Source organism: Rhodoferax sp. LB1P47 (assembly GCF_056521445.1).
On record NZ_JBWMAU010000016.1, the window covers coordinates 39,651 to 58,033 of the forward strand.

Sequence of the window (18,383 nt, forward strand, 5' to 3'; positions counted from 1 at the left end):
CACGTAAGAGCCAGCCCCGACATTACCGCCAGCGCTTACCCAACTATCCATCGAGGAGACAAACCCATGAGTTCTGCCATTGAGTCCGTGTTGATCGAAAACCGCGTGTTTCCCCCCAGCGAGGCGATGCAAAAATCTGCCCGCATCTCCGGCATGGACGGCTACAACGCCTTGTGCGCCGAGGCGGCGGCAGACTTTGAAGGCTTTTGGGCCCGCCTGGCGCGGGAAAACGTGCTCTGGAACAAGCCCTTCACCCAGACCCTGGACGAGTCCAACGCACCCTTCTACCAGTGGTTTGCCGACGGCGAACTCAATGCTTCCGCCAACTGCCTCGACAAGCACATGGGCACGCCCACCGAGAACAAAACGGCGGTGATCTTCGAGGCCGACGACGGTGCGGTCACCAAGACCACTTACAAAGAATTACTCATCCAGGTCAGCCAGTTTGCCAATGCCCTCAAGGCCGCAGGCATCCAAAAGGGCGACCGCGTGCTGGTCTACATGCCCATGACGCTGGAAGGCGTGGTGGCCATGCAAGCCTGCGCCCGTATTGGCGCTACCCACAGCGTGGTGTTTGGCGGCTTCTCGTCCAAGGCCCTGAACGAACGCATCATCGATGCCGGTGCCGTGGCCGTCATCACCGCCAACTACCAGATGCGCGGCGGCAAAGAGCTGCCTTTGAAGTCCATCGTGGACGAAGGCATCGCCATGGGCGGCTGCGAGTCGATCAAAAACGTGTTTGTGTACGAACGCACCGCCACTGCCTGCGCGATGGTGGCCGGGCGCGACCAGACCTTTGCCCAGGCTGTGGCCGGCCAAAGCAGCGACTGCCCGCCCGTGGCCGTGGGGGCCGAGCATCCGCTGTTCATCCTCTACACCTCTGGCTCCACCGGCAAACCCAAGGGCGTGCAGCACAGCACCGGCGGCTACCTGCTGTGGGCCAAGCTGACGATGGACTGGACCTTTGACTTGAAGCCCGACGATGTGTTCTGGTGCACGGCCGACATCGGCTGGATCACCGGTCACACCTATGTCGCCTACGGCCCGCTGGCCGCCGGGGCCACGCAAATCATCTTTGAAGGCATCCCCACCTACCCGAATGCCGGGCGCTTCTGGCAGATGATCGAGCGGCACAAGTGCACGATTTTCTACACCGCACCCACCGCCATCCGCTCGTTGATCAAGGCCGCCGAGGCGGACCCTGTGGTGCATCCCGACCGCTCCGATCTGAGCAGCCTGCGCATCCTGGGTTCGGTGGGCGAACCCATCAACCCAGAAGCCTGGATGTGGTACTACAAAAACATCGGCCACGAGCGCTGCCCGATTGTGGATACCTTCTGGCAGACCGAAACCGGCGGCCACATGATGTCGCCCATGCCCGGTGCCACGCCCCTGGTGCCCGGTAGCTGCACCCTGCCATTGCCCGGCATCATGGCCGCCATCGTGGACGAAGTAGGCAACGACCTGCCCAACGGTACCGGCGGTTTGTTGGTCATCAAGCGCCCCTGGCCCAGCATGATCCGCACCATCTGGAACGACCCAGACCGCTTCAAGAAGAGCTACTTCCCCGAAGAAATGGGCGGCAGCACCTACTTGGCCGGTGACGGCGCAGTGCGCAGTGAAGACCGGGGCTACTTCCGCATCACCGGCCGTATCGACGACGTGTTGAACGTGTCGGGCCACCGCATGGGCACGATGGAGATTGAATCCGCCCTGGTGTCGCACACCGCCCTGGTGGCCGAAGCCGCCGTGGTAGGCCGCCCAGATGATTTGACCGGCGAGGCCATCTGCGCCTTTGTGGTGTTGAAGCGTGGCTGCCCCACCGGCGACGAGGCCAAAAAAATCGCCAACGAACTGCGCGCCTGGGTGGCCAAAGAAATCGGCCCTATCGCCAAGCCCCGGGACATCCGCTTCGGTGAAAACCTGCCCAAAACCCGCAGCGGCAAGATCATGCGCCGCCTGCTGCGCAACCTGGCCAAGGGCGAGGCGGTGACACAAGACACCTCCACCTTGGAGAACCCGGCCATCCTGGGTCAACTGGGCCAGGCTTATTGATGATTTGCTATATTTAATATAGCTGCTTGTGCATACAAAATATGCGTTAGAGGCCTAAAAGACCATTAAAAAGCCCGCTGGGATACAGCGGGCTTTTTTGTGTGCGGGTTAAGGCTGCACCCGACCTACCACCTGCAAAGTTTGCCCCACCCGGCGTAGTACCACGCCCTCAGCGGAGGTAGGCACGATGCGGGTGATGGCGATGATGTTGACCTGGTGGGTAAACACCACCAGCGCCCCCGGCCCTTGCCATGCCAACAACTGCGCATGGGCGGCGGCGGTTTGGGCGGCGGCGCTGGCGGCGCTATCGAAGAACGAGTTGAACACCGGTTGGTCCTGCGCCCGCCCGGGGAAAGCCAGCGTGGCGGTGTCGCGTGCCCGGCACCATTCGGAATTCAGCACGCTGCCCACGGTAATCTGGCGCCTCTGGAACTGCTGGCCGATCTGCCGGGCCTGGGCTTGGCCGGTGGCATCCAGGTTGCGCTGGCTGCTGCAATCGTCCAGCGTAAAGCCGGGCGGGTCGCCCACGCCGGGTGCGTTGGCGTGGCGAAACAGCACGATGCCACCGTTGCGCAGGGCCTGCCACGCCGCTGATTCGGCTTCGACATCTTGCGCGGCAGCGCCACGGGCATGGAGCAGGCCCGTCCAGACCAAGGCGAAGGTGAGTGCGCGGCGTTGCATGGGGCTTACTTCAGCGACAGCACCCACGCGGCCAGCTTTTTGGCATCGGCCTCGTTCACCTGGGCGTTGGCGGGCATGGCCATCGGCCCCCACACGCCAGCACCACCTTGGCGAATTTTCAGGGCCAGGCTGTTGGTGGCATCTTTGCTGCTGCGGTATTTATCGGCCACATCTTTGAACGCGGGCCCCACCACTTTGTGGGCGATGGTGTGGCAGCCCATGCAGTTTTTGGCTTTGGCGAGTTCTGGGCTGGCCAGGGCCGGGAAGGTGCAGGTGGCGGCCAGGGCCATCGTAAACAGGGCGCGTCTCATCATTTCCTTGTGGTGTGCAGTACAGTTGATAATTTTATCGGGCGGTGGTTTCCCAGCAGGCTTGCAGGCCATCCGCTCTCAGGAGACAAACATGGTGTTTTTAGGAATCGGGCTGCTGCTCTTGGTGTTGAAATACATGGAGATTGCCCCGGTGGTGGGCTGGAGCTGGACGGTCGTGCTGTCGCCCTTCATGCTAGCCGTGCTGTGGTGGTGGTGGGCCGACACCACGGGCTACACCAAGCGCAAAGTGATGCAACGCGACGACGCACGCAAGCAGGCGCGGATTGATAAGAACAAGGATGCCTTGGGCATCCAGCGCAAACCCCCGCGCTGAAGTTGCACAGCTACAAAAAAAGCCCAAGACCATGACGGTCTTGGGCTTTTTTAATGGGCCGCGCGTTTAGAACGCGTCGAGCACTGCGCCCTTGCTGGCGGTAGAGGCGTTGAACGCAAACTTGGCCTGTACGCCCCGGGTGTAGCGGGGCTTGGGCGCGGTCCAGGCGGCGCGGCGCTGCTCAATCACGGCATCGTCCACGTTGAGTTGCAGCAGCAACTGGTGCGCGTCGATGGTGATGGAGTCGCCCTCTTCGATGAAGGCAATCACACCGCCCACCGCCGCCTCTGGGGCCACGTGGCCGACCACCATGCCCCAGGTGCCGCCGGAGAAGCGGCCATCGGTAATCAGGCCCACCGACTCGCCCAAGCCCTGTCCGACCAGCGCACCCGTGGGGGCCAGCATTTCGGGCATGCCGGGGCCGCCCTTGGGGCCCAGGTAGCGCAGCACCATCACGTCGCCCGCCACAATTTGGTTGGCCAAAATGGCTTTCAGGGCCGACTGCTCGTCGTCAAACACGCGGGCCGGGCCGGTCATCACGGGCTTCTTCAGACCGGTGATTTTGGCCACCGCGCCTTCGGGGGCCAGGTTGCCTTTCAAAATCGCCAAGTGGCCTTGGGCGTACATGGGGCGGTCGATCGGGCGGATCACGTCTTGGTCGGCACGCGGTACGTCGGGGATGTCGGCCAGCACTTCGGCCACAGTCTGGCCGGTGATGGTGATGCAGTCGCCGTGCAGCAAGCCAGCGGTCAGCAGCGTCTTCATCACCTGGGGGATGCCGCCCGCGCGGTGCAGGTCTACGGCCAGGTATTGGCCGCTGGGCTTCAGGTCGCACAGCACCGGGGTTTTGACGCGCACGCGCTCGAAGTCGTCAATCGTCCATTCCACCTCTGCCGCGTGGGCGATGGCCAAAAAGTGCAGCACGGCGTTGGTCGAGCCGCCAATGGCCATGATCACGGCCACAGCGTTTTCAATCGACTTGCGGGTCACGATGTCGCGCGGTTTCAGGTCTTTTTTGATGGCTTCGATTAGCACCCGGGCCGACTCTTGGGCCGAGTTCAGCTTCTCGTCGTGCGGGTTGGCCATGGTGCTGGAATAAATCAGGCTGATGCCCAAAGCTTCGAACGCGCTGGACATGGTGTTGGCCGTGTACATGCCGCCGCAAGAGCCCGTGCCGGGGATGGCGCGGCGCTCGATTTGCAGCAGGTCTTCGTCGCTCATGCGGCCGGCAGCGTTTTCGCCCACGGCTTCAAACACGCTGACGATGTTCAGGTCTTTGCCCTTGTAAGTACCCGGCAGGATGGTGCCGCCGTACACATAGATCGCCGGCACATTGGCGCGCAGCATGCCCATCAGGCCGCCGGGCATGTTCTTGTCGCAACCGCCCACCACCAGCACGCCGTCCATCCACTGGCCTTGCACGCAGGTCTCAATACAGTCGCTGATGACTTCGCGGCTGACCAGGCTGTACTTCATGCCTTCGGTGCCCATGGCCATGCCGTCCGAAATGGTGGGCGTGCCAAACACCTGGGCGTTACCGCCCGCCGCTTCAATTGCTTCAATCGCCGCGTCGGTGAGCTTTTGCAGACCGCTGTTGCAGGGCGTGATGGTGCTGTGGCCGTTGGCGACACCGACCATGGGCTTTTTGAAGTCCGCCTCTTCGTAGCCCATGGCGTAGTACATCGAGCGGTTGGGCGCACGCGACTTGCCTTCGGTGATGTTTTTGGAGCGGGGGTTCAAAACGATGGGTTTGGTTTCCATGGGGTGTCTCTTTGGTGTGTGGGGTAGATATTTTGCAGGCTGAAGTATCCGCCACCCGAAAATACGAGTCCAATCTATTTTTAAGTGCGTATTAATATGCCGTACATATGAACGACATTGAACTGAGGCTGTGGAACCAGTTTGCCGTGCTGGCCGACGCGCTGCACTTTGGCCGCGCCGCCCAGCGCCTGCACATGACCCAGCCGCCGCTGACGCAGGCCATCGCTCTATTGGAAAAGCGCCTGTCCGTAAGCCTGTTCGACCGCACCAAACGCAGCGTGCAGCTCACCGCCACCGGCCGGGCGTTGCTACCCGAGGTGCTCGACCTGCTGGCCCGGGCGCAGGCGCTGCCCGAGCATGCCCGTGCCGCAGCGGCGGGCGAGCTGGGCCGCTTGCGGCTGGCATTTGTATCGACGGTAGGTTTTGCGCTGCTGCCGCAGTGGGTGCGCGGCTTTCGCGCCCTGGTCCCCAAGGTGCAGATGGAGCTGGTCGAGGCCACCGGCGACGTGCAGCTGGAGGCGCTGGCGCGGGGCGAAATCGACGCAGGCTTCATGCTGCACGCCCCCGGTTTTGCCCCCGTGGGGCTGGAGCGCTTGGTGGTGAGCCAAGAGCCGCTGGTGCTGGCGCTGCCCGAAACCCACGCGCTGGCCGCGCTGCCCCGCCTTACGTTGGCCGCCGTGCTGGACGCGCCGCTGGTGGTCTTCCCGCGCCGCATCGTGCCCTCGCTGTATGACGCGATCTTTGCCGCCTACCACGCCGCCGGGCACCTGCCCACCGTGGCGCAAGAGGCCATCCAGATGCAAACCATCGTCAACCTGGTCTCCGCCGGGCTGGGCTGCGCCTGGGTGCCGCACAGCGTGACGCAATTTCAAAGGCCGGGCGTGGTCTACCGGAGTGTGGAGTCGGGCAAGCGCGGCGCGGTATTGCCGGGCTGCGAGACGAGTTTGGTCTGGTCGGCAACCAATGCCAGCCCGGCGCTGGCGCGCTTCATTGCCTTTGTGGCGTAGTAGCTCTGTTTTTAATAGCTGCTTGCGCTTATTTAATAAGCGCTAGAGACCTATTTGGTGCTGAACCTAGAGACTACGGCGAGGGCAGTTTGCCAAAACCCGGCAGCCGCAGTTGCAGGTCGTTCACATCGATGCCGAAGCCGAGCCCGAGCAGATTCAGCTCCAGGCCCTCTTCCCGCGCCACCGTCACCCCCGCCAGGCCCAGCAGCGACAATTGCCAACCCGTGCCGCTGGGGGCGTAGCCGACGAAAGTGTTGGGGCCCAGGTAGTCTTTGCCGATGGCGGTGGGTGGCAGGTCCAGGTGCAGCGCGGGCACGCGGCGGGCGACCCAGGCGACGAAGGTGTTGCTGTTCGGGCCGGGCCAGAGCCGGTATTCATGCCCCCAGGGATAGGCCGCCACCGCCGCCTCGATGGCGTCGATCATGCCGTCCGCGTCCGCACCACGGTGGTCCGCCAGTAGCTGCGGATAGGCGCCGTACCAGCGGGCATCGGGATGGCTGCTGCTGCCGGTGACCAGCGCCTCCTCGCCGTTTTGGGCGCGCCAACCCACGATCTGGTAGGTGGTGTAGCGGCTTGCGCCTGCACGCTTGACTGCGATCCACGGGTGGATGCCAAAAGCGCCACGCCAGCGCACGGTGCGCGCCCCAAACACCTGCACCACCGCGCGCCGCTCCACCGCCGGGTCAGGTGTCTGGCCGGTACTGTCGCTGCGGGCCTGGTGCCAGGGGGTTTGCAAATCCAGCGTGCCCGAGGCCAGCACGCCCATAGGGCCGAGGAGTAACAGGAAGACCAGGCCTAGCAGGCGTAGCGGCCAGCGCAGCCAGCGGCCACTGCGACGACCGGTGGGGAGAGGGGAAGACGGGTTGCGAGGTGATCCAGAAGCCATGGCGGGAGTATGCCTTTGCGGGGATTCCCCGGGGGCATGGCGGGGCTCGCCTGCCTCGGTGCCTGTCGGCGCGGACCGAGGGGCTGGTGGGTTTGTGCAGAGCTATATTGGAGCCTCCGTGAGACACCCCAACCCATTTGCTCGCCACTCGCACCCTCGAGAACCACCATGTCCAAACTCCGCGTAGAAAGTTTCACCATCTCTCTAGACGGTTTTGGCGCGGGCCCGGACCAGGATATCGACAACCCGCTCGGCGTGGGTGGCGCTTCGCTGCATGGCTGGGCTATGTCCACACGCACGTTCCAGAAGCACGTGTTCGGTGGCGATGGCGGATCGACGGAGGGGCTAGACGAGGAGTTTGCCGCGCGGGGCTTTCAGAACATTGGGGCCTGGATTCTGGGCCGCAATATGTTCGGGCCGGTGCGCGGACCTTGGCCCGACGAGAGCTGGCGGGGTTGGTGGGGCGAGAACCCGGTCTACCACGTGCCGGTGTTCGTGCTGACCCACCACGCCCGCGCACCGCTGGTCATGGAGGGCGGCACCACTTTCTACTTCGTGACCGAAGGCATTGCCGCCGCTCTGGAGCGCGCCCGAGAGGCGGCGGGAGGCAAGGATGTGCGTCTGGGTGGCGGTGTCAACGTGATCCAACAATACCTTCGTCAGCGTCTGATCGACGAGATGCACTTCGCCATATCCCCCGTCCTGCTCGGCTCCGGCGAGCGGCTCTTCGAAGGCGTGGACCTTCCCGCCTTGGGCTACGCCTGCACCCGGTGTGAGAGCTCGCCACGGGCTACACACGTGGTTTTGACGCGGCAGTAATGACGCCTAACCCAAGCGAAAACTGATTTGCTATCTTAAAAGTAGCTGCTCACGCATATTCCATAAGCGCAAGAGCCGGTTTCCTGCATGAGTCTTTGGTCCCACGCCACCGCTGGTGCCGCACTACAAAGCCTTCACCCGCTGCGGGCACAATACCGCCCATGCTGATCCACCCCCAAATCGACCCCATCGCCCTGCAAATCGGCCCCCTGGCCGTCCACTGGTACGGCCTGACCTACCTGGCCGCGTTTGCGCTGTTCATGTTTTTGGGGATGCGCCGTTTGCGGCATCCGCCGTTTGCGTCCATGACCGGCAGCCAAGCCTGGACGGCTAAAGACGTGGAGGACATGCTGTTTCTCGGTGTGATGGGCGTGGTGCTGGGCGGGCGCATCGGCTACTGCCTGTTTTACAAGCCCGACTACTACCTCAGCCACCCGTTGCAGATTTTGTACGTGTGGCAGGGCGGCATGGCCTTCCACGGCGGGCTGCTGGGGGTGATTGGGTCGATGTTCTGGTTTGCCTATTCGCGTAAAAAACCGTTCTGGCAGGTAGCCGACTTTGTGGCGCCCTGCGTGCCCACCGGGCTGGCGGCGGGGCGCGTGGGTAACTTCATCAACGGTGAACTTTGGGGCCGCCTGAGCGCGCCCGATCTGCCTTGGGGCATGGTGTTCCGCGATGGCGGCCCGTTGCCGCGCCACCCGTCGCAGGTCTACCAGTTTCTGCTGGAAGGCTTGTTGCTGTTTGTGCTGCTGTGGCTGTATGCGCGCAAACAGCGCGCACCGGGCCAGGTGGCGGCGGCGTTCATGTTTGGCTACGGCGTGTTCCGCTTTATTGCCGAGTTCTTCCGCGAGCCGGATGCCTTTTTGGGCCTGCTGTCGATGGGCATGAGCATGGGCCAGTGGCTGTGCGTGCCCATGATTTTGGTCGGGGCGGGGCTGTGGGTGTGGCTGGGGCAGCGGCAAAAATAAGGGTCAAATTGGTCTCTGGCGCTTATTCCATAAGCGTGAGATGCTAGTTAATTAGTAGCATTGCGCCGCACCCAGGCCGTAACGGCTTCGGGGCTGCGGAAGTCTTCCAGTGAGCGAACGGGGATGCCGGGGTGGTTTTGCGCCCAATGCTTGGCCAGCGCACGGCCACTACCCAGCTCCAGCACGCAGCGCACGCCGCGCTCGGCCACGGCCTCCATGCAGGCCCCCCATTCCACTGTGTTCGAGATTTGCTGGGCCAGGCTGTGGCGCAGCACGTCTACCCGGCGGGTGGCGCTGCCGCCGAAGTTGGTGGCCACCGGGCACAGCGGCGCGGCCAGGGGCAGGGCGTGCAGCAGGGCGGCCATGTCCACCGTGGCAGAGGCCATCCACGCCGAATGGGAGGCCACGCGCACATCCAGCAGAGTGCACTGCGCACCAAAGGCGGTCAGCAGCGGCTGGGCGGCTTCCAGATCGGCACGCAGGGCGGCAAAAATGTGGTGCGTAGGCCCCAGGCGGATGGCGCAGGCCAGGGGTGCGGCCACTTGCTCAGCGGTCAGGCCGGATACCGATAGCAAACCCGTTACCGCGCCTGCCCCGGCACGGTCCATCGCTGCGGCCCGCTGGGTCGCCAGGTGCAGGGCGGTGGCGGTGTCGAACACCCCGGCGCAGGCCCACGCGGCCAGTTCGCCCACGCTGTAGCCCGCCACGGCAGCGGGTGGGGGCAACAGCGCTTGCAGTACGGCCCAGGCTGCCAGCGCGGTGCCGGTGACCAGGGGCTGGGCCACGGCGTTGGCGTGCAGAAAGTCGGAGTCGTGCAGGCGCGCGCGCCAGTCCGCACCGATGGCTTGGGTCATGGCGGTCAGAGTGGTTTGGGCGGCGGGGTGGGCATCCAGCCAGGGCAGCATGTTGGGGTGCTGGCTGCCCTGGCCGGGCACGAGCAGGGCGTAGCTCATGCCGGGCAGGCTTGTGTTTGTGGCGTGACGACACAGACGCTGTGCACCCAGCAGGCGCAGGCCAGCAGGTCGGCCGAGCCGCCGGGCGACAGCCGCCGCGCCACAAATTGCGCGTGCAGGGCGCGGGCGTGGATAAGCCAATCGGGTCGCGCCGCGCCGCCTGCGGCCAGAAACTGGCGTGCCGCCTGCTGGCCAAACCGCAGGCCCTCCATGCCGCCCCGGTGCACCATGTTCGTGTCGTCCAGGCAGGCCAGGGTGGCAAAAAACGCCTGGATGCGCGCCGCCCTGTCCCCCAGACCCAGGTGGTAGGCGGCTTGCAGGGCGGGCAGGGTGACCTCGAACAGGGTGGGAAATGCATCGGCAGCCTCGTCGCCCGCGCTACGCAACTGGAAACGCTGGGCGGCGCGCTGGCCGTGGGTGCTGGGCGGGCGCTGGCGTGCGTGCTCGGCGCGGCTGCGCAAGGCGGGGCCCCAGTGGGTGGCGAGGGCGCTGCGTAGCGCCTGCGGGGTTGCGGTGGCGGGCAGACTTCCGGCACTGGCGCACAGCAGGCCCAGCGCAAAAATGGCGCCCCGGTGGGTGTTGATGCCGCCGGTGGCGCGCAGCATGCGGGCCTCGGCTTGCAGGCCCAGGGCTTCCAAATTAGTAAACGGTAACTGGGCCGCCCCGGCTTGGGCCATCTGCCCAAAGTAGTGGCGCAGGGCGAACAGGCTACGCACAAAGGTCTGCGCCGTCATGTCGTGGTGGCTGCCGTTATCGCGCAGACTGACGAGGCCGGGTTTGGGCTCCAGCGCCAGCTCCAGGTACAGGGCGCGCACGGCGTGGGGGGCCAAAGGTTTTAGATGCTGCATGCGGCCTCCGTCAGCGCCCGCAGGGTGGGCAGATCGGCCAGTTGCAGGCTGTGGCGGGTTTTGACCAGCACGCTGCGGGTCTGGCCTTGCAGCAGGCGGGCGAACTCGCGCCAGGCTACGGCGTGGCCACCGGGAAACACCAGCTCGCCGTCGATGCGCATGGGTAAGCGTGCGGCTTCCAGCTGCGCCACCAGGGCCTGGGCGGCTTCCATGTGGGGCACGGACAGGTGCAGGTCGATGTCGGATGCGGCATGCACGTAGTCCAGGCCGGTCAGGTGCTGCCAGCCGTAGGAGCCGTAGACCAGGGCTGGGGTTCCGAGCGCCTCAGTCAAGGCCTGTGCTGCGGGCTGCCACGGGGTGCCGTGGGCCACCTGCTGCAGGCTGGGGAAGTCGCCATGGGTGCGGATGTCCTCGGGGGCCAGGTCCAGCGCCAGTTTGCTGGCCGCCCAACTGCGGGGCGCGGCCAAACCCACCGAGATGCGCTGGGTGGGTAGGCACGCGGCCTGGCGGCACACCACCAGCGGCAGCCGGTGCTGCTGCCAATAGGTGAGGGTGGCCTGTGCTGCCGCGTCACAGTGCCGCGCGGCAAGCCCTTCCCAGGCGTGGTCGTGCAGCCAGACCAGCTGGTTACGCTGCAATGCCTGCATGGCGTACCTGGGCACTCACCTGTGCGGACAGTTTGCGGCCCCCACGGGCTGCGCCGTCGGCCGCACGGCGGTCGTGCTGCGCGTCGGGGGTGCGTGCGTCCAGTAGCGCCTGGCGCAGGTGGGCTTGCAGGTTGCCGGTCCACAGGCTGCGCACGGCACCCATGGCTACATAGTTGGCCACGCCGGGGGCAAACACCGGGTTGGACTGCGACAGTTCGGTGAGCCGGGCTTCGTCGATCTTGGTGATGCGGGCCATAGCGGGCAGGCGCATGACGCGGATTTCGGCTTCGGGCAGGGCATAGCAGGCATCGGCCATCAGCCCGGAGGTGATGAAGCCACCCGACAGCGCCTGGTCATAGATCAGCCCGATCACCGCGTGGCCTTGGCGGCGCGCCAGTTCAATACAGCAGCCCAAGTGCGCCATGTAGCGGTTGATGGCCAGCAGCTCATCGCGGTGGCGCAGGCGCTGGCCCTGGGTGTCGATCAGCAGCAGGATGGGACGGCCCGGGTGGTGGCGCACCACATCCAGCACTTCGCGGGCCTGGGCCAGGGCCAGTTCCACGCCGATGGGGGCATGCTCGGTGGTGCCAATGGCGCGCAGGGTCTGGCCGTCCAGCGTGGCATCGCCGGCCAGAAAGTCGCCGTGGCGCTGCACCTGGTGCTGGCTGCCGAACAGGGCGGTGAGCAGGGTGTCGATGTTCATACGGCTTCTTTCCAGGCGCGGAGCTCAGCGGCTTCCATGTCGGCTACTGTGGCGGGCTGGGGCACGCTCAGGCGCGCCCAGATGGGCAGGGCATCGGCACTGTGGCCGTCCAGCCGTAAGCGTTCAGATAAGAACCGGTGCTCTTCTTCCAGGCTGTCCAGCGTGAGCGGGCGGGCGTTGTCCAGGCTATCGATAGCGGCCTGGCGGAAGGCGGCCATGCTGTCGTCGGCCAGGGCGTCGCAGTCACCGGTGATGTAGCGGTGCTTGCCGCCGGTGGTGCGCCACACCAGGGCGCGGTCGCGGGAGTCGAATTCTTCGGCCCCTTGCGATGCCTCGATCACCTCGGGGCCGGACATGGCCAGCCGGGCCACGTCGCTCATCACGATGTGGTCGGCACAGCGGGCCACCAGCCCCATGCCGCCAAAGCAGCCGTTGGCCCCGCCAATCAGCACCACGACCGGAATGCCCGCAGCCCGCACGTCCAGCAGGGCGCGCATCACTTCCGACACGGCGATCAGCCCGGCGTTGGCCTCGTGCAGGCGCACGCCGCCGGATTCGGCCAGCAGCAGCACGGCGGCGGGGCGCAGGTTTGACTTGGACTGGTCTACGGCGCGCTGGAACAGGCCTACCAGCTTGGCCCCATGCACCTCGCCCACGCCGCCGCCCATGAAGGCACCTTCTTGCGCCGCAATCAGCACCGCCTGCCCGGCGAGCTGGCCGCTGCCCACCACCACGCCGTCGTCAAATGCGGCGGGCACGTCCAGCAAGGCCAGGTGCGGGCTGGTGACGCGCTGGGCCGGACCCAGAATTTCGCTAAACGTGCCTGCGTCCAGCAGGCCCAGCACGCGCTTGCGGGCGGTGGATTCGGAAAAACTTTGGGAAATGTTGGGGCTCATGGCGCGGCCCCTGGCAGTTCGGCCACGGCCTGGTCCAGGCGCAGGCTGACCACCGCCGGGGTGGCCCCCATGTCGTTGACCGAGATGCGCACGTCGGCCAGGTGGTGGCGCTGGTGGAAGTCTTCGGCCACGGCCTGCCAGATGGGGCCAAAGCCGCGTGCCGAGGTGTTGATGTGCAGGGCGCACTGGCCGCTGCCGGGGGCGGCCTCGACCAGCACTTCCAGGTTGCCCGAGCCGACCACGCCGACCAGCACCGGAGGAAAGAGGGCGGGGCGGTGCTGGCCCGTAAAGCTGTAGTGGAGTTGTTCCATATCGTGGTCTGTGTGGGCTACCAGTTTCTGAAGCGTTCGGGTGGGTTGTACAGGCCGCCGGATGCGCGCACCAGGTCGCGCATGGTGCGGGCGGCCAGCAGGTCGCGGGTAGCGAGGCGCTTGTCGATGCCGAGGTCTTCGGGGCGCTGGATGATGCCCCGGTCGCGCAGGTTTTCCACCATGCGGCGGTCTCGGCCCAAGCCTACGGGGGTGTAGCCCGCCACGCCCCGGATGGCCTGGGCGCGCTCTTCGTCGGTGCGGCACAGCAGCAGGTTGGCAATACCTTCTTCGGTGAGGATGTGGGTCAGGTCGTCGCCGTAGATCATCACCGGCGGAATCTCCATCTTGGCCTGCTCGGCCAATTGCCAGGCATCCAGGGTTTCCACAAAGGCCGGTTGCATGTGCTCGCGGAAGGTCTCCACAATCTGTACCACCAGCTTTTGCCCGCGCGGCATGGCTGCCACCCCGCCGCGCCCGGCCCGGGCCTGGGCCCCGGCTTTCAGCCAGGCCGGGGTGGCATGGCGGCGGCCCCGGGCATCGGCCCCCATGTTGGGCGCGCCGCCAAACCCGGCAATGCGGCCCTGGGTGGCGGTGGAGCTGTGGCCGTTCAGGTCGATTTGCAGGGTGGAGCCGATGAACATGTCGCAGGCGTAGTGGCCAGCGGCCTGGCTGAAGGCGCGGTTGCTGCGCAACGCGCCATCGGCCCCGGTAAAGAACACGTCGGGCCGGGCGGCCACGTAGTTTTCCATGCCCAGCTCGGAGCCAAAGGAGTGGATGGACTGGACCCAGCCCGCCTCGATGGCCGGGATCAGCGCCGGGTGCGGGTTCAGCGCCCAGTGCTGGCAAATTTTGCCCTTCAGCCCCAATGATTCGGCGTAGGTGGGCAGTAGCAACTCAATAGCAGCAGTGTCAAAGCCGATGCCGTGGTTCAGCCGCTGCACGCCGTATTCGGCATAGATGCCTTTAATGGCCACCATCGCCATCAGCACCTGGATTTCGCTGATCTGCGCCGGGTCGCGGGTGAACAGCGGCTCAATCACATTCGGCGTGGGCGCCAGCACCACAAAGTCCACCCAATCGCCGGGAATATCGACGCGCGGCACGCGGTCTACCAACTCGTTCACCTGGGCAATCACGATGCCGCTCTTGAAGGCGGTGGCCTCGACGATGGCGGGGGTGTCTTCGGTGTTGGGGCCGGTGTACAGGTTGCCCTGGGCATCGGCCGAGTGCGCGGCCACCAGGGCGATGCGCGGTGTCAGGTCCACAAAGTAGCGGCTGAACAGCTCCAGGTAGGTGTGGATGGCGCCGATCTGGATCTGCCCCGCAGCTACCAGCCGGGCCAGCCGCGCGGCCTGCGGGCCGGAGAACGAGAAATCCAGCTTGCTGGCAATGCCCAGCTCAAACAGGTCCAGGTGCTCGGGCAAGGCCAGCACCGACTGCACCATGTGCAGGTCGTGGATTTGCGCGGGGTTCAGCTGGGTCAGGGTTTTGGCCAGAAAGTCGGCCTGCTTCTGGTTGTTGCCCTCCAGGCAGACGCGGTCGCCGCTGGCGATGGTGGCGCTGAGCAGGCGCACGGCATCCGCCGCCTGCACCACTTTGCCCGCCAGGTTGCCGCCTAGGGTCTGCCGGGCCTGCTGCAAGCGCTGGGCGCGGTTTGTGGCTTGGGTGTTCCAGTGCGTGGTGGCCATACTCAGTCCAGTTTGGCCCCCGAGGCTTTGACCACGCTGGCCCAGCGCTTGATCTCGGCGCTGACGAAGGCCTGGAACTTGTCGGGTGGCAGGGTGCCGAATTCGGCCCCGTTGCCGGCCCAGATGGTTTTGATTTCTTCCGACGCACCGACCTGGCGGATCTGTTCCAGCATTTGTTTTTGTACCTCGGGCGGCGTGGCCTTGGGGGCCCACAGGCCATACCAGGTGTGCATGGTGTAGTCGGGCAGGCCAAGCTCCGTGGCACAAGGTACGTCGGGGAAAGCCGCATTGCGCTTGCTGCCCGCCACCATCAGCGCCTTGATGCGGCCGCCTTTGATGTGCGCGGCGCTGGAGCCCAGGCCGTCAAACACCATGTCCACATCACCGGCAATCAGGCCTTGCAGCGCCGGGCCCGCACCCCGGTAAGGGATGTGGGTGATGAAAGTTTTGGTCTGCATTTTGAACAGCTCGCCCGCCAGGTGGTGGGCCGAACCCGATCCGGCCGAACCATAGTTGAGCTTGCCGGGGTTTTTGCGCAACTGCTCCATGAAGGCCTTGAAGTCGCCGGGGATCTTTTGCGGGTTGACCACCAGCACCTGTGGCACGTTGGCCAGCAGGGCCAGGGCCACGAAGTCTTTTTCCAGGTCGTAGTCCAGCTTGGGGTACATGGACGGGGCGATCACGTGGTGCGTGCCGCCCATGAAGTAGGTGTAGCCATCGGGCGTGGCCTTGGCGGCAATGCTGGCGCCCAGCGTGCCCCCGGCACCGCCCCGGTTATCGATGATGAGTGGCTTGCCCGACAGCTTGGCAAACTGTGCCGACAGCGGGCGGGCAAAGGTGTCGGTGCCGCCCCCGGCGGGGAAGGGCACGACCAGCGTGACGGGTTTGGCGGGCCAGGCGGCCTGGGCGTGGCCGCTCAGGGGCCAGGGCAGCAGCCCTGCTGCAACGGCAGCGAGGGCGGTTCGGCGGGTGGGCATGGGTGTCATGGGGCGGTCTCCTGGTGTGGGGTTGTGCGCAAGATACTCAAACAATAAATTTCTAGAGAAATTTAATGTATTTATTAAACCACCTAACGGGTATGTACGGAAGTCGTGGCATACCCTTGGTGGGAGGTTCGGTGGGAAAATTCGGCCATGAAAATTTCTGAGCAGTTGCGCGAAAAGATCGAAGAACAAATCGCCACCGGTGAGCTGCCGCCCGGCAGCGCACTAGACGAAGCCATGCTGGTGGCGCGCTACGGTGTTTCGCGCACGCCGATCCGCGAGGCCCTGCTGCTACTGTCCGCCGAGGGGCTGATCGACATCCGCCCCCGGCGCGGCGCGGTGGTGAAAAGCGCCAGCCCCACCCGCCTGGTCGAGATGTTCGAGGTCATGGGCGAGGTGGAGGCCATGTGTGGCCGTCTGGCGGCACGGCGCATGGACGAGCCCGAGCGGGAGGCGCTGGTGCAGGCCCATGCCGCCTGCGAAGAGGCCCGCGCGGCGGGCGACAGCGATGCATATTTTTACGGCAACGAGCGCTTCCACCGCGCCATCTACAGCGGCAGCCACAACGGGTTTTTGCAGGAGGAGGCGATGTCGCTGCACCGGCGCCTGCGCCCTTACCGGCGGCTGCAATTGCGCGTGCGGGGCCGTCTGGATACCTCGTTTTCAGAGCATGCCGCCGTGGTGCAGGCGATTTTGGCGGGCGATGGCGATGCCGCCGCCGCCGCCCTGCGCGAGCATGTGGTGGTGCAGGGCGAGCGCTTTGCCGATTTGGTGGCTTCCTTGGAAGCCTTGAAGTAAGGTAACTACTCACACCCCAAGGCTACAGCGCAAGCGCTTTTCGCCAACCCCCTCGTATCGGTTTGAAAAACCGATACGACACGCAGGGGGCGCATCCTGTGGCCTGGCAAAGCCAGTTCCACGGATGCCTTGAGGATCGGCGCTCTTGCTGCTGGGGTGATGGGTAATTACGAAGTAATTTCCTTTTATTAATATGACCCAACACCATCTTTTTGCCGCCCTGCGCGCGGCTTTTCCCGCTGATTTGGACACTATTGCAGTCGAGACCGACAACGGCCTGCTCTACTCCTGGCGCGACCTGGACCGCAGTACCGCCATGTTGGCAAACCTGCTGGCCTCGCTGGACTTGCCTGCCGGGGCGCGTATAGCGGTGCAGGTAGACAAGTCGGTAGAGGCCATGGTGCTGTACCTGGCCACCTTGCGTGCGGGGTATGTGTTTTTGCCGCTCAACACCGCCTACCAAGCCGATGAAATCCGCTACTTTCTTGGCAATGCCGAACCCGCCGTGGTGGTGTGCAGTAGTGCCAACTTTGGCTGGGTCAGCAAGATCGCCTTTATGGCGGGCACCGGGCATGTCTTTACCTTGAATGGCGACCGCACTGGCTCGCTGCTGGACCGCGCCGCCCACCATAGCGACCAGCACACCGTGGCGCCCCAAAGCGCCGACGACCTGGCCGCCATTTTGTACACCAGCGGCACCACCGGGCGCAGCAAGGGCGCGATGCTGACGCACGGTAATCTGTTGAGTAACGCGCGCACGCTCAAAGACTATTGGGGCTGGCAACCCGGCGATGTGCTGGTCCATGCGCTGCCCATCTTCCATGTACACGGTCTGTTTGTGGCCATCCACGGCGCGCTGCTCAATGGCAGCAAGATGCTGTGGTGCAGCAAATTCGACGCCCGCGCGGTAGTGCAGATGTTGCCCCGGGCCACCATGTTCATGGGCGTGCCCACGCTGTATGTGCGCCTGCTGCAAGAGCCGGGGCTCACGCCCGAGGCGGTGCGCCACATGCGTTTGTTCATCGCCGGGTCGGCCCCGCTGCTGATCGACACCTTCAAGGAGTGGCAAACCCGCACCGGCCATACGATTTTGGAGCGCTACGGCATGAGCGAAACCACCATGCTCACCTCCAACCCCTACCGGGCGCAAGACGGTGTGCGGCGCGGCGGCACGGTGGGCTTCCCGCTGCCCGGCGTGCAACTGCGCGTGGTGGATGATGCCCACCAGCCGCTGGCTGTGGACGAGATTGGCGGAATCCAGGTGCGCGGGCCGAATGTGTTCCAGGGTTACTGGCGCATGCCGGAAAAAACGGCCGAAGAATTCACGCCCGATGGCTTCTTCAAAACGGGCGATCTGGGCCTGATTGACGCGCAGGGCTACGTGCACATCGTGGGCCGCAGCAAAGACCTGATCATCAGCGGCGGCTACAACGTCTATCCGGCGGAGGTGGAAGCCGCTATCAACGATCTGCTTGGCGTGGCCGAGAGCGCGGTGGTGGGCGTGCCGCATGCGGACTTTGGCGAGGTGGGGGTGGCGCTGGTGGTTGCGCATGCGGGTGCGGTGCTGGACCCTGCGCAAATTTTGGCGGCACTGAAAACCCGCATGGCCCACTTCAAGGTGCCCAAGCAGTGCTATGTGCTTGCCGAGCTGCCGCGCAATACGATGGGCAAAGTCCAAAAAAACATATTGCGCGCCCACTGCATAAAGGGCGCTGCGTAAGTCCTATCTGCTAT

General features: G+C 65.0%; 19 protein-coding genes. 7 read left to right on the forward strand and 12 right to left on the reverse strand.

The features are described from left to right. The first annotated feature begins 66 nt into the window (after nucleotides 1–66). The gene (acs, locus tag AC0969_RS16220) at nucleotides 67–2,055 is read left to right on the forward strand and encodes an acetate--CoA ligase (protein WP_479625188.1); all 1,989 of its coding nucleotides are present in this window, start codon (nucleotides 67–69) and stop codon (nucleotides 2,053–2,055) included. A 108-nt stretch (nucleotides 2,056–2,163) separates the two neighbouring features. Here acs and AC0969_RS16225 read toward each other — a convergent pair whose 3' ends face one another. Both AC0969_RS16225 and AC0969_RS16230 read right to left on the reverse strand, forming a co-directional pair. Beyond that, nucleotides 2,164–2,736: a histidine phosphatase family protein gene (locus tag AC0969_RS16225; RefSeq protein ID WP_479625189.1), complete on the reverse strand. Its 573-nt coding sequence runs from the start codon at nucleotides 2,734–2,736 to the stop codon at nucleotides 2,164–2,166. 5 nt (nucleotides 2,737–2,741) lie between these two features. Beyond that, nucleotides 2,742–3,047: a c-type cytochrome gene (locus tag AC0969_RS16230; RefSeq protein WP_479625190.1), complete on the reverse strand. Its 306-nt coding sequence runs from the start codon at nucleotides 3,045–3,047 to the stop codon at nucleotides 2,742–2,744. Between the two features lie 91 nt (nucleotides 3,048–3,138). Between AC0969_RS16230 and AC0969_RS16235 the strand changes: the two genes are divergently transcribed. Continuing rightward, nucleotides 3,139–3,381: a TIGR04438 family Trp-rich protein gene (locus AC0969_RS16235; protein ID WP_479625191.1), complete on the forward strand. Its 243-nt coding sequence runs from the start codon at nucleotides 3,139–3,141 to the stop codon at nucleotides 3,379–3,381. Between the two features lie 66 nt (nucleotides 3,382–3,447). Here the strand turns inward: AC0969_RS16235 and ilvD are convergent, their stop codons facing one another. Further along, nucleotides 3,448–5,142, reverse strand: coding sequence for a dihydroxy-acid dehydratase (ilvD, locus tag AC0969_RS16240; protein ID WP_479625192.1), 1,695 nt, complete (start codon nucleotides 5,140–5,142; stop codon nucleotides 3,448–3,450). 107 nt (nucleotides 5,143–5,249) lie between these two features. Here ilvD and AC0969_RS16245 point away from each other — a divergent pair, with 107 nt between their 5' ends. Further along, the gene (locus AC0969_RS16245; RefSeq protein ID WP_479625193.1) at nucleotides 5,250–6,149 is read left to right on the forward strand and encodes a LysR substrate-binding domain-containing protein; all 900 of its coding nucleotides are present in this window, start codon (nucleotides 5,250–5,252) and stop codon (nucleotides 6,147–6,149) included. Nucleotides 6,150–6,222: 73 nt separating this feature from the next. Here AC0969_RS16245 and AC0969_RS16250 read toward each other — a convergent pair whose 3' ends face one another. Then, nucleotides 6,223–7,035, reverse strand: coding sequence for a DUF3750 domain-containing protein (locus AC0969_RS16250; protein ID WP_479625194.1), 813 nt, complete (start codon nucleotides 7,033–7,035; stop codon nucleotides 6,223–6,225). A gap of 168 nt (nucleotides 7,036–7,203) precedes the next feature. On the opposite strand from AC0969_RS16250, the gene AC0969_RS16255 reads away from it, so the two are divergent. Continuing rightward, nucleotides 7,204–7,854, forward strand: coding sequence for a dihydrofolate reductase family protein (locus tag AC0969_RS16255; RefSeq protein ID WP_479625195.1), 651 nt, complete (start codon nucleotides 7,204–7,206; stop codon nucleotides 7,852–7,854). Between the two features lie 161 nt (nucleotides 7,855–8,015). After that, the gene (gene lgt / locus AC0969_RS16260; protein ID WP_479625196.1) at nucleotides 8,016–8,822 is read left to right on the forward strand and encodes a prolipoprotein diacylglyceryl transferase; all 807 of its coding nucleotides are present in this window, start codon (nucleotides 8,016–8,018) and stop codon (nucleotides 8,820–8,822) included. Nucleotides 8,823–8,869: 47 nt separating this feature from the next. On the opposite strand, the gene AC0969_RS16265 is transcribed toward lgt, so the two are convergent. The 8 genes from AC0969_RS16265 to AC0969_RS16300 are packed head-to-tail and all read right to left on the reverse strand — an operon-like array spanning nucleotide 8,870 to nucleotide 15,854. Continuing rightward, nucleotides 8,870–9,775 carry an ACP S-malonyltransferase gene (locus AC0969_RS16265; RefSeq protein ID WP_479625197.1) on the reverse strand — a complete coding sequence of 302 codons (906 nt, stop codon included), beginning with the start codon at nucleotides 9,773–9,775 and terminating at the stop codon, nucleotides 8,870–8,872. Continuing rightward, nucleotides 9,772–10,623 carry a triphosphoribosyl-dephospho-CoA synthase MdcB gene (gene mdcB, locus AC0969_RS16270; protein ID WP_479625198.1) on the reverse strand — a complete coding sequence of 284 codons (852 nt, stop codon included), beginning with the start codon at nucleotides 10,621–10,623 and terminating at the stop codon, nucleotides 9,772–9,774. Before mdcB ends, AC0969_RS16265 begins: the two co-directional genes overlap by 4 nt. Beyond that, entirely contained in the window at nucleotides 10,611–11,270 is a 660-nt protein-coding gene (mdcG, locus tag AC0969_RS16275) for a malonate decarboxylase holo-[acyl-carrier-protein] synthase (RefSeq protein ID WP_479625199.1), read from the reverse strand. Before mdcG ends, mdcB begins: the two co-directional genes overlap by 13 nt. Next, on the reverse strand, nucleotides 11,251–11,973 hold the full coding sequence (gene mdcE, locus AC0969_RS16280) for a biotin-independent malonate decarboxylase subunit gamma (RefSeq protein WP_479625200.1): 723 nt from the start codon (nucleotides 11,971–11,973) through the stop codon (nucleotides 11,251–11,253). The genes mdcG and mdcE overlap by 20 nt, the downstream gene beginning before the upstream one ends. Further along, on the reverse strand, nucleotides 11,970–12,869 hold the full coding sequence (locus AC0969_RS16285; RefSeq protein WP_479625201.1) for a biotin-independent malonate decarboxylase subunit beta: 900 nt from the start codon (nucleotides 12,867–12,869) through the stop codon (nucleotides 11,970–11,972). The genes mdcE and AC0969_RS16285 overlap by 4 nt, the downstream gene beginning before the upstream one ends. Next, a complete protein-coding gene (mdcC, locus tag AC0969_RS16290; RefSeq protein WP_479625202.1) occupies nucleotides 12,866–13,180 on the reverse strand; it encodes a malonate decarboxylase acyl carrier protein in 315 nt (104 codons plus the stop codon). Before mdcC ends, AC0969_RS16285 begins: the two co-directional genes overlap by 4 nt. 17 nt (nucleotides 13,181–13,197) lie before the next feature. Then, nucleotides 13,198–14,868 (reverse strand): malonate decarboxylase subunit alpha, encoded by a 1,671-nt coding sequence (gene mdcA, locus AC0969_RS16295; protein WP_479625203.1) that lies wholly within the window; start codon nucleotides 14,866–14,868, stop codon nucleotides 13,198–13,200. 2 nt (nucleotides 14,869–14,870) lie between these two features. Beyond that, entirely contained in the window at nucleotides 14,871–15,854 is a 984-nt protein-coding gene (locus tag AC0969_RS16300) for a Bug family tripartite tricarboxylate transporter substrate binding protein (protein WP_479625204.1), read from the reverse strand. Between the two features lie 147 nt (nucleotides 15,855–16,001). On the opposite strand from AC0969_RS16300, the gene AC0969_RS16305 reads away from it, so the two are divergent. Together AC0969_RS16305 and AC0969_RS16310 are read left to right on the forward strand one after the other, a co-directional pair. Further along, nucleotides 16,002–16,649, forward strand: coding sequence for a GntR family transcriptional regulator (locus AC0969_RS16305; RefSeq protein ID WP_479625205.1), 648 nt, complete (start codon nucleotides 16,002–16,004; stop codon nucleotides 16,647–16,649). A gap of 193 nt (nucleotides 16,650–16,842) precedes the next feature. Next, nucleotides 16,843–18,369 (forward strand): malonate--CoA ligase, encoded by a 1,527-nt coding sequence (locus AC0969_RS16310; protein ID WP_479625206.1) that lies wholly within the window; start codon nucleotides 16,843–16,845, stop codon nucleotides 18,367–18,369. Nucleotides 18,370–18,383 lie beyond the last annotated feature (14 nt).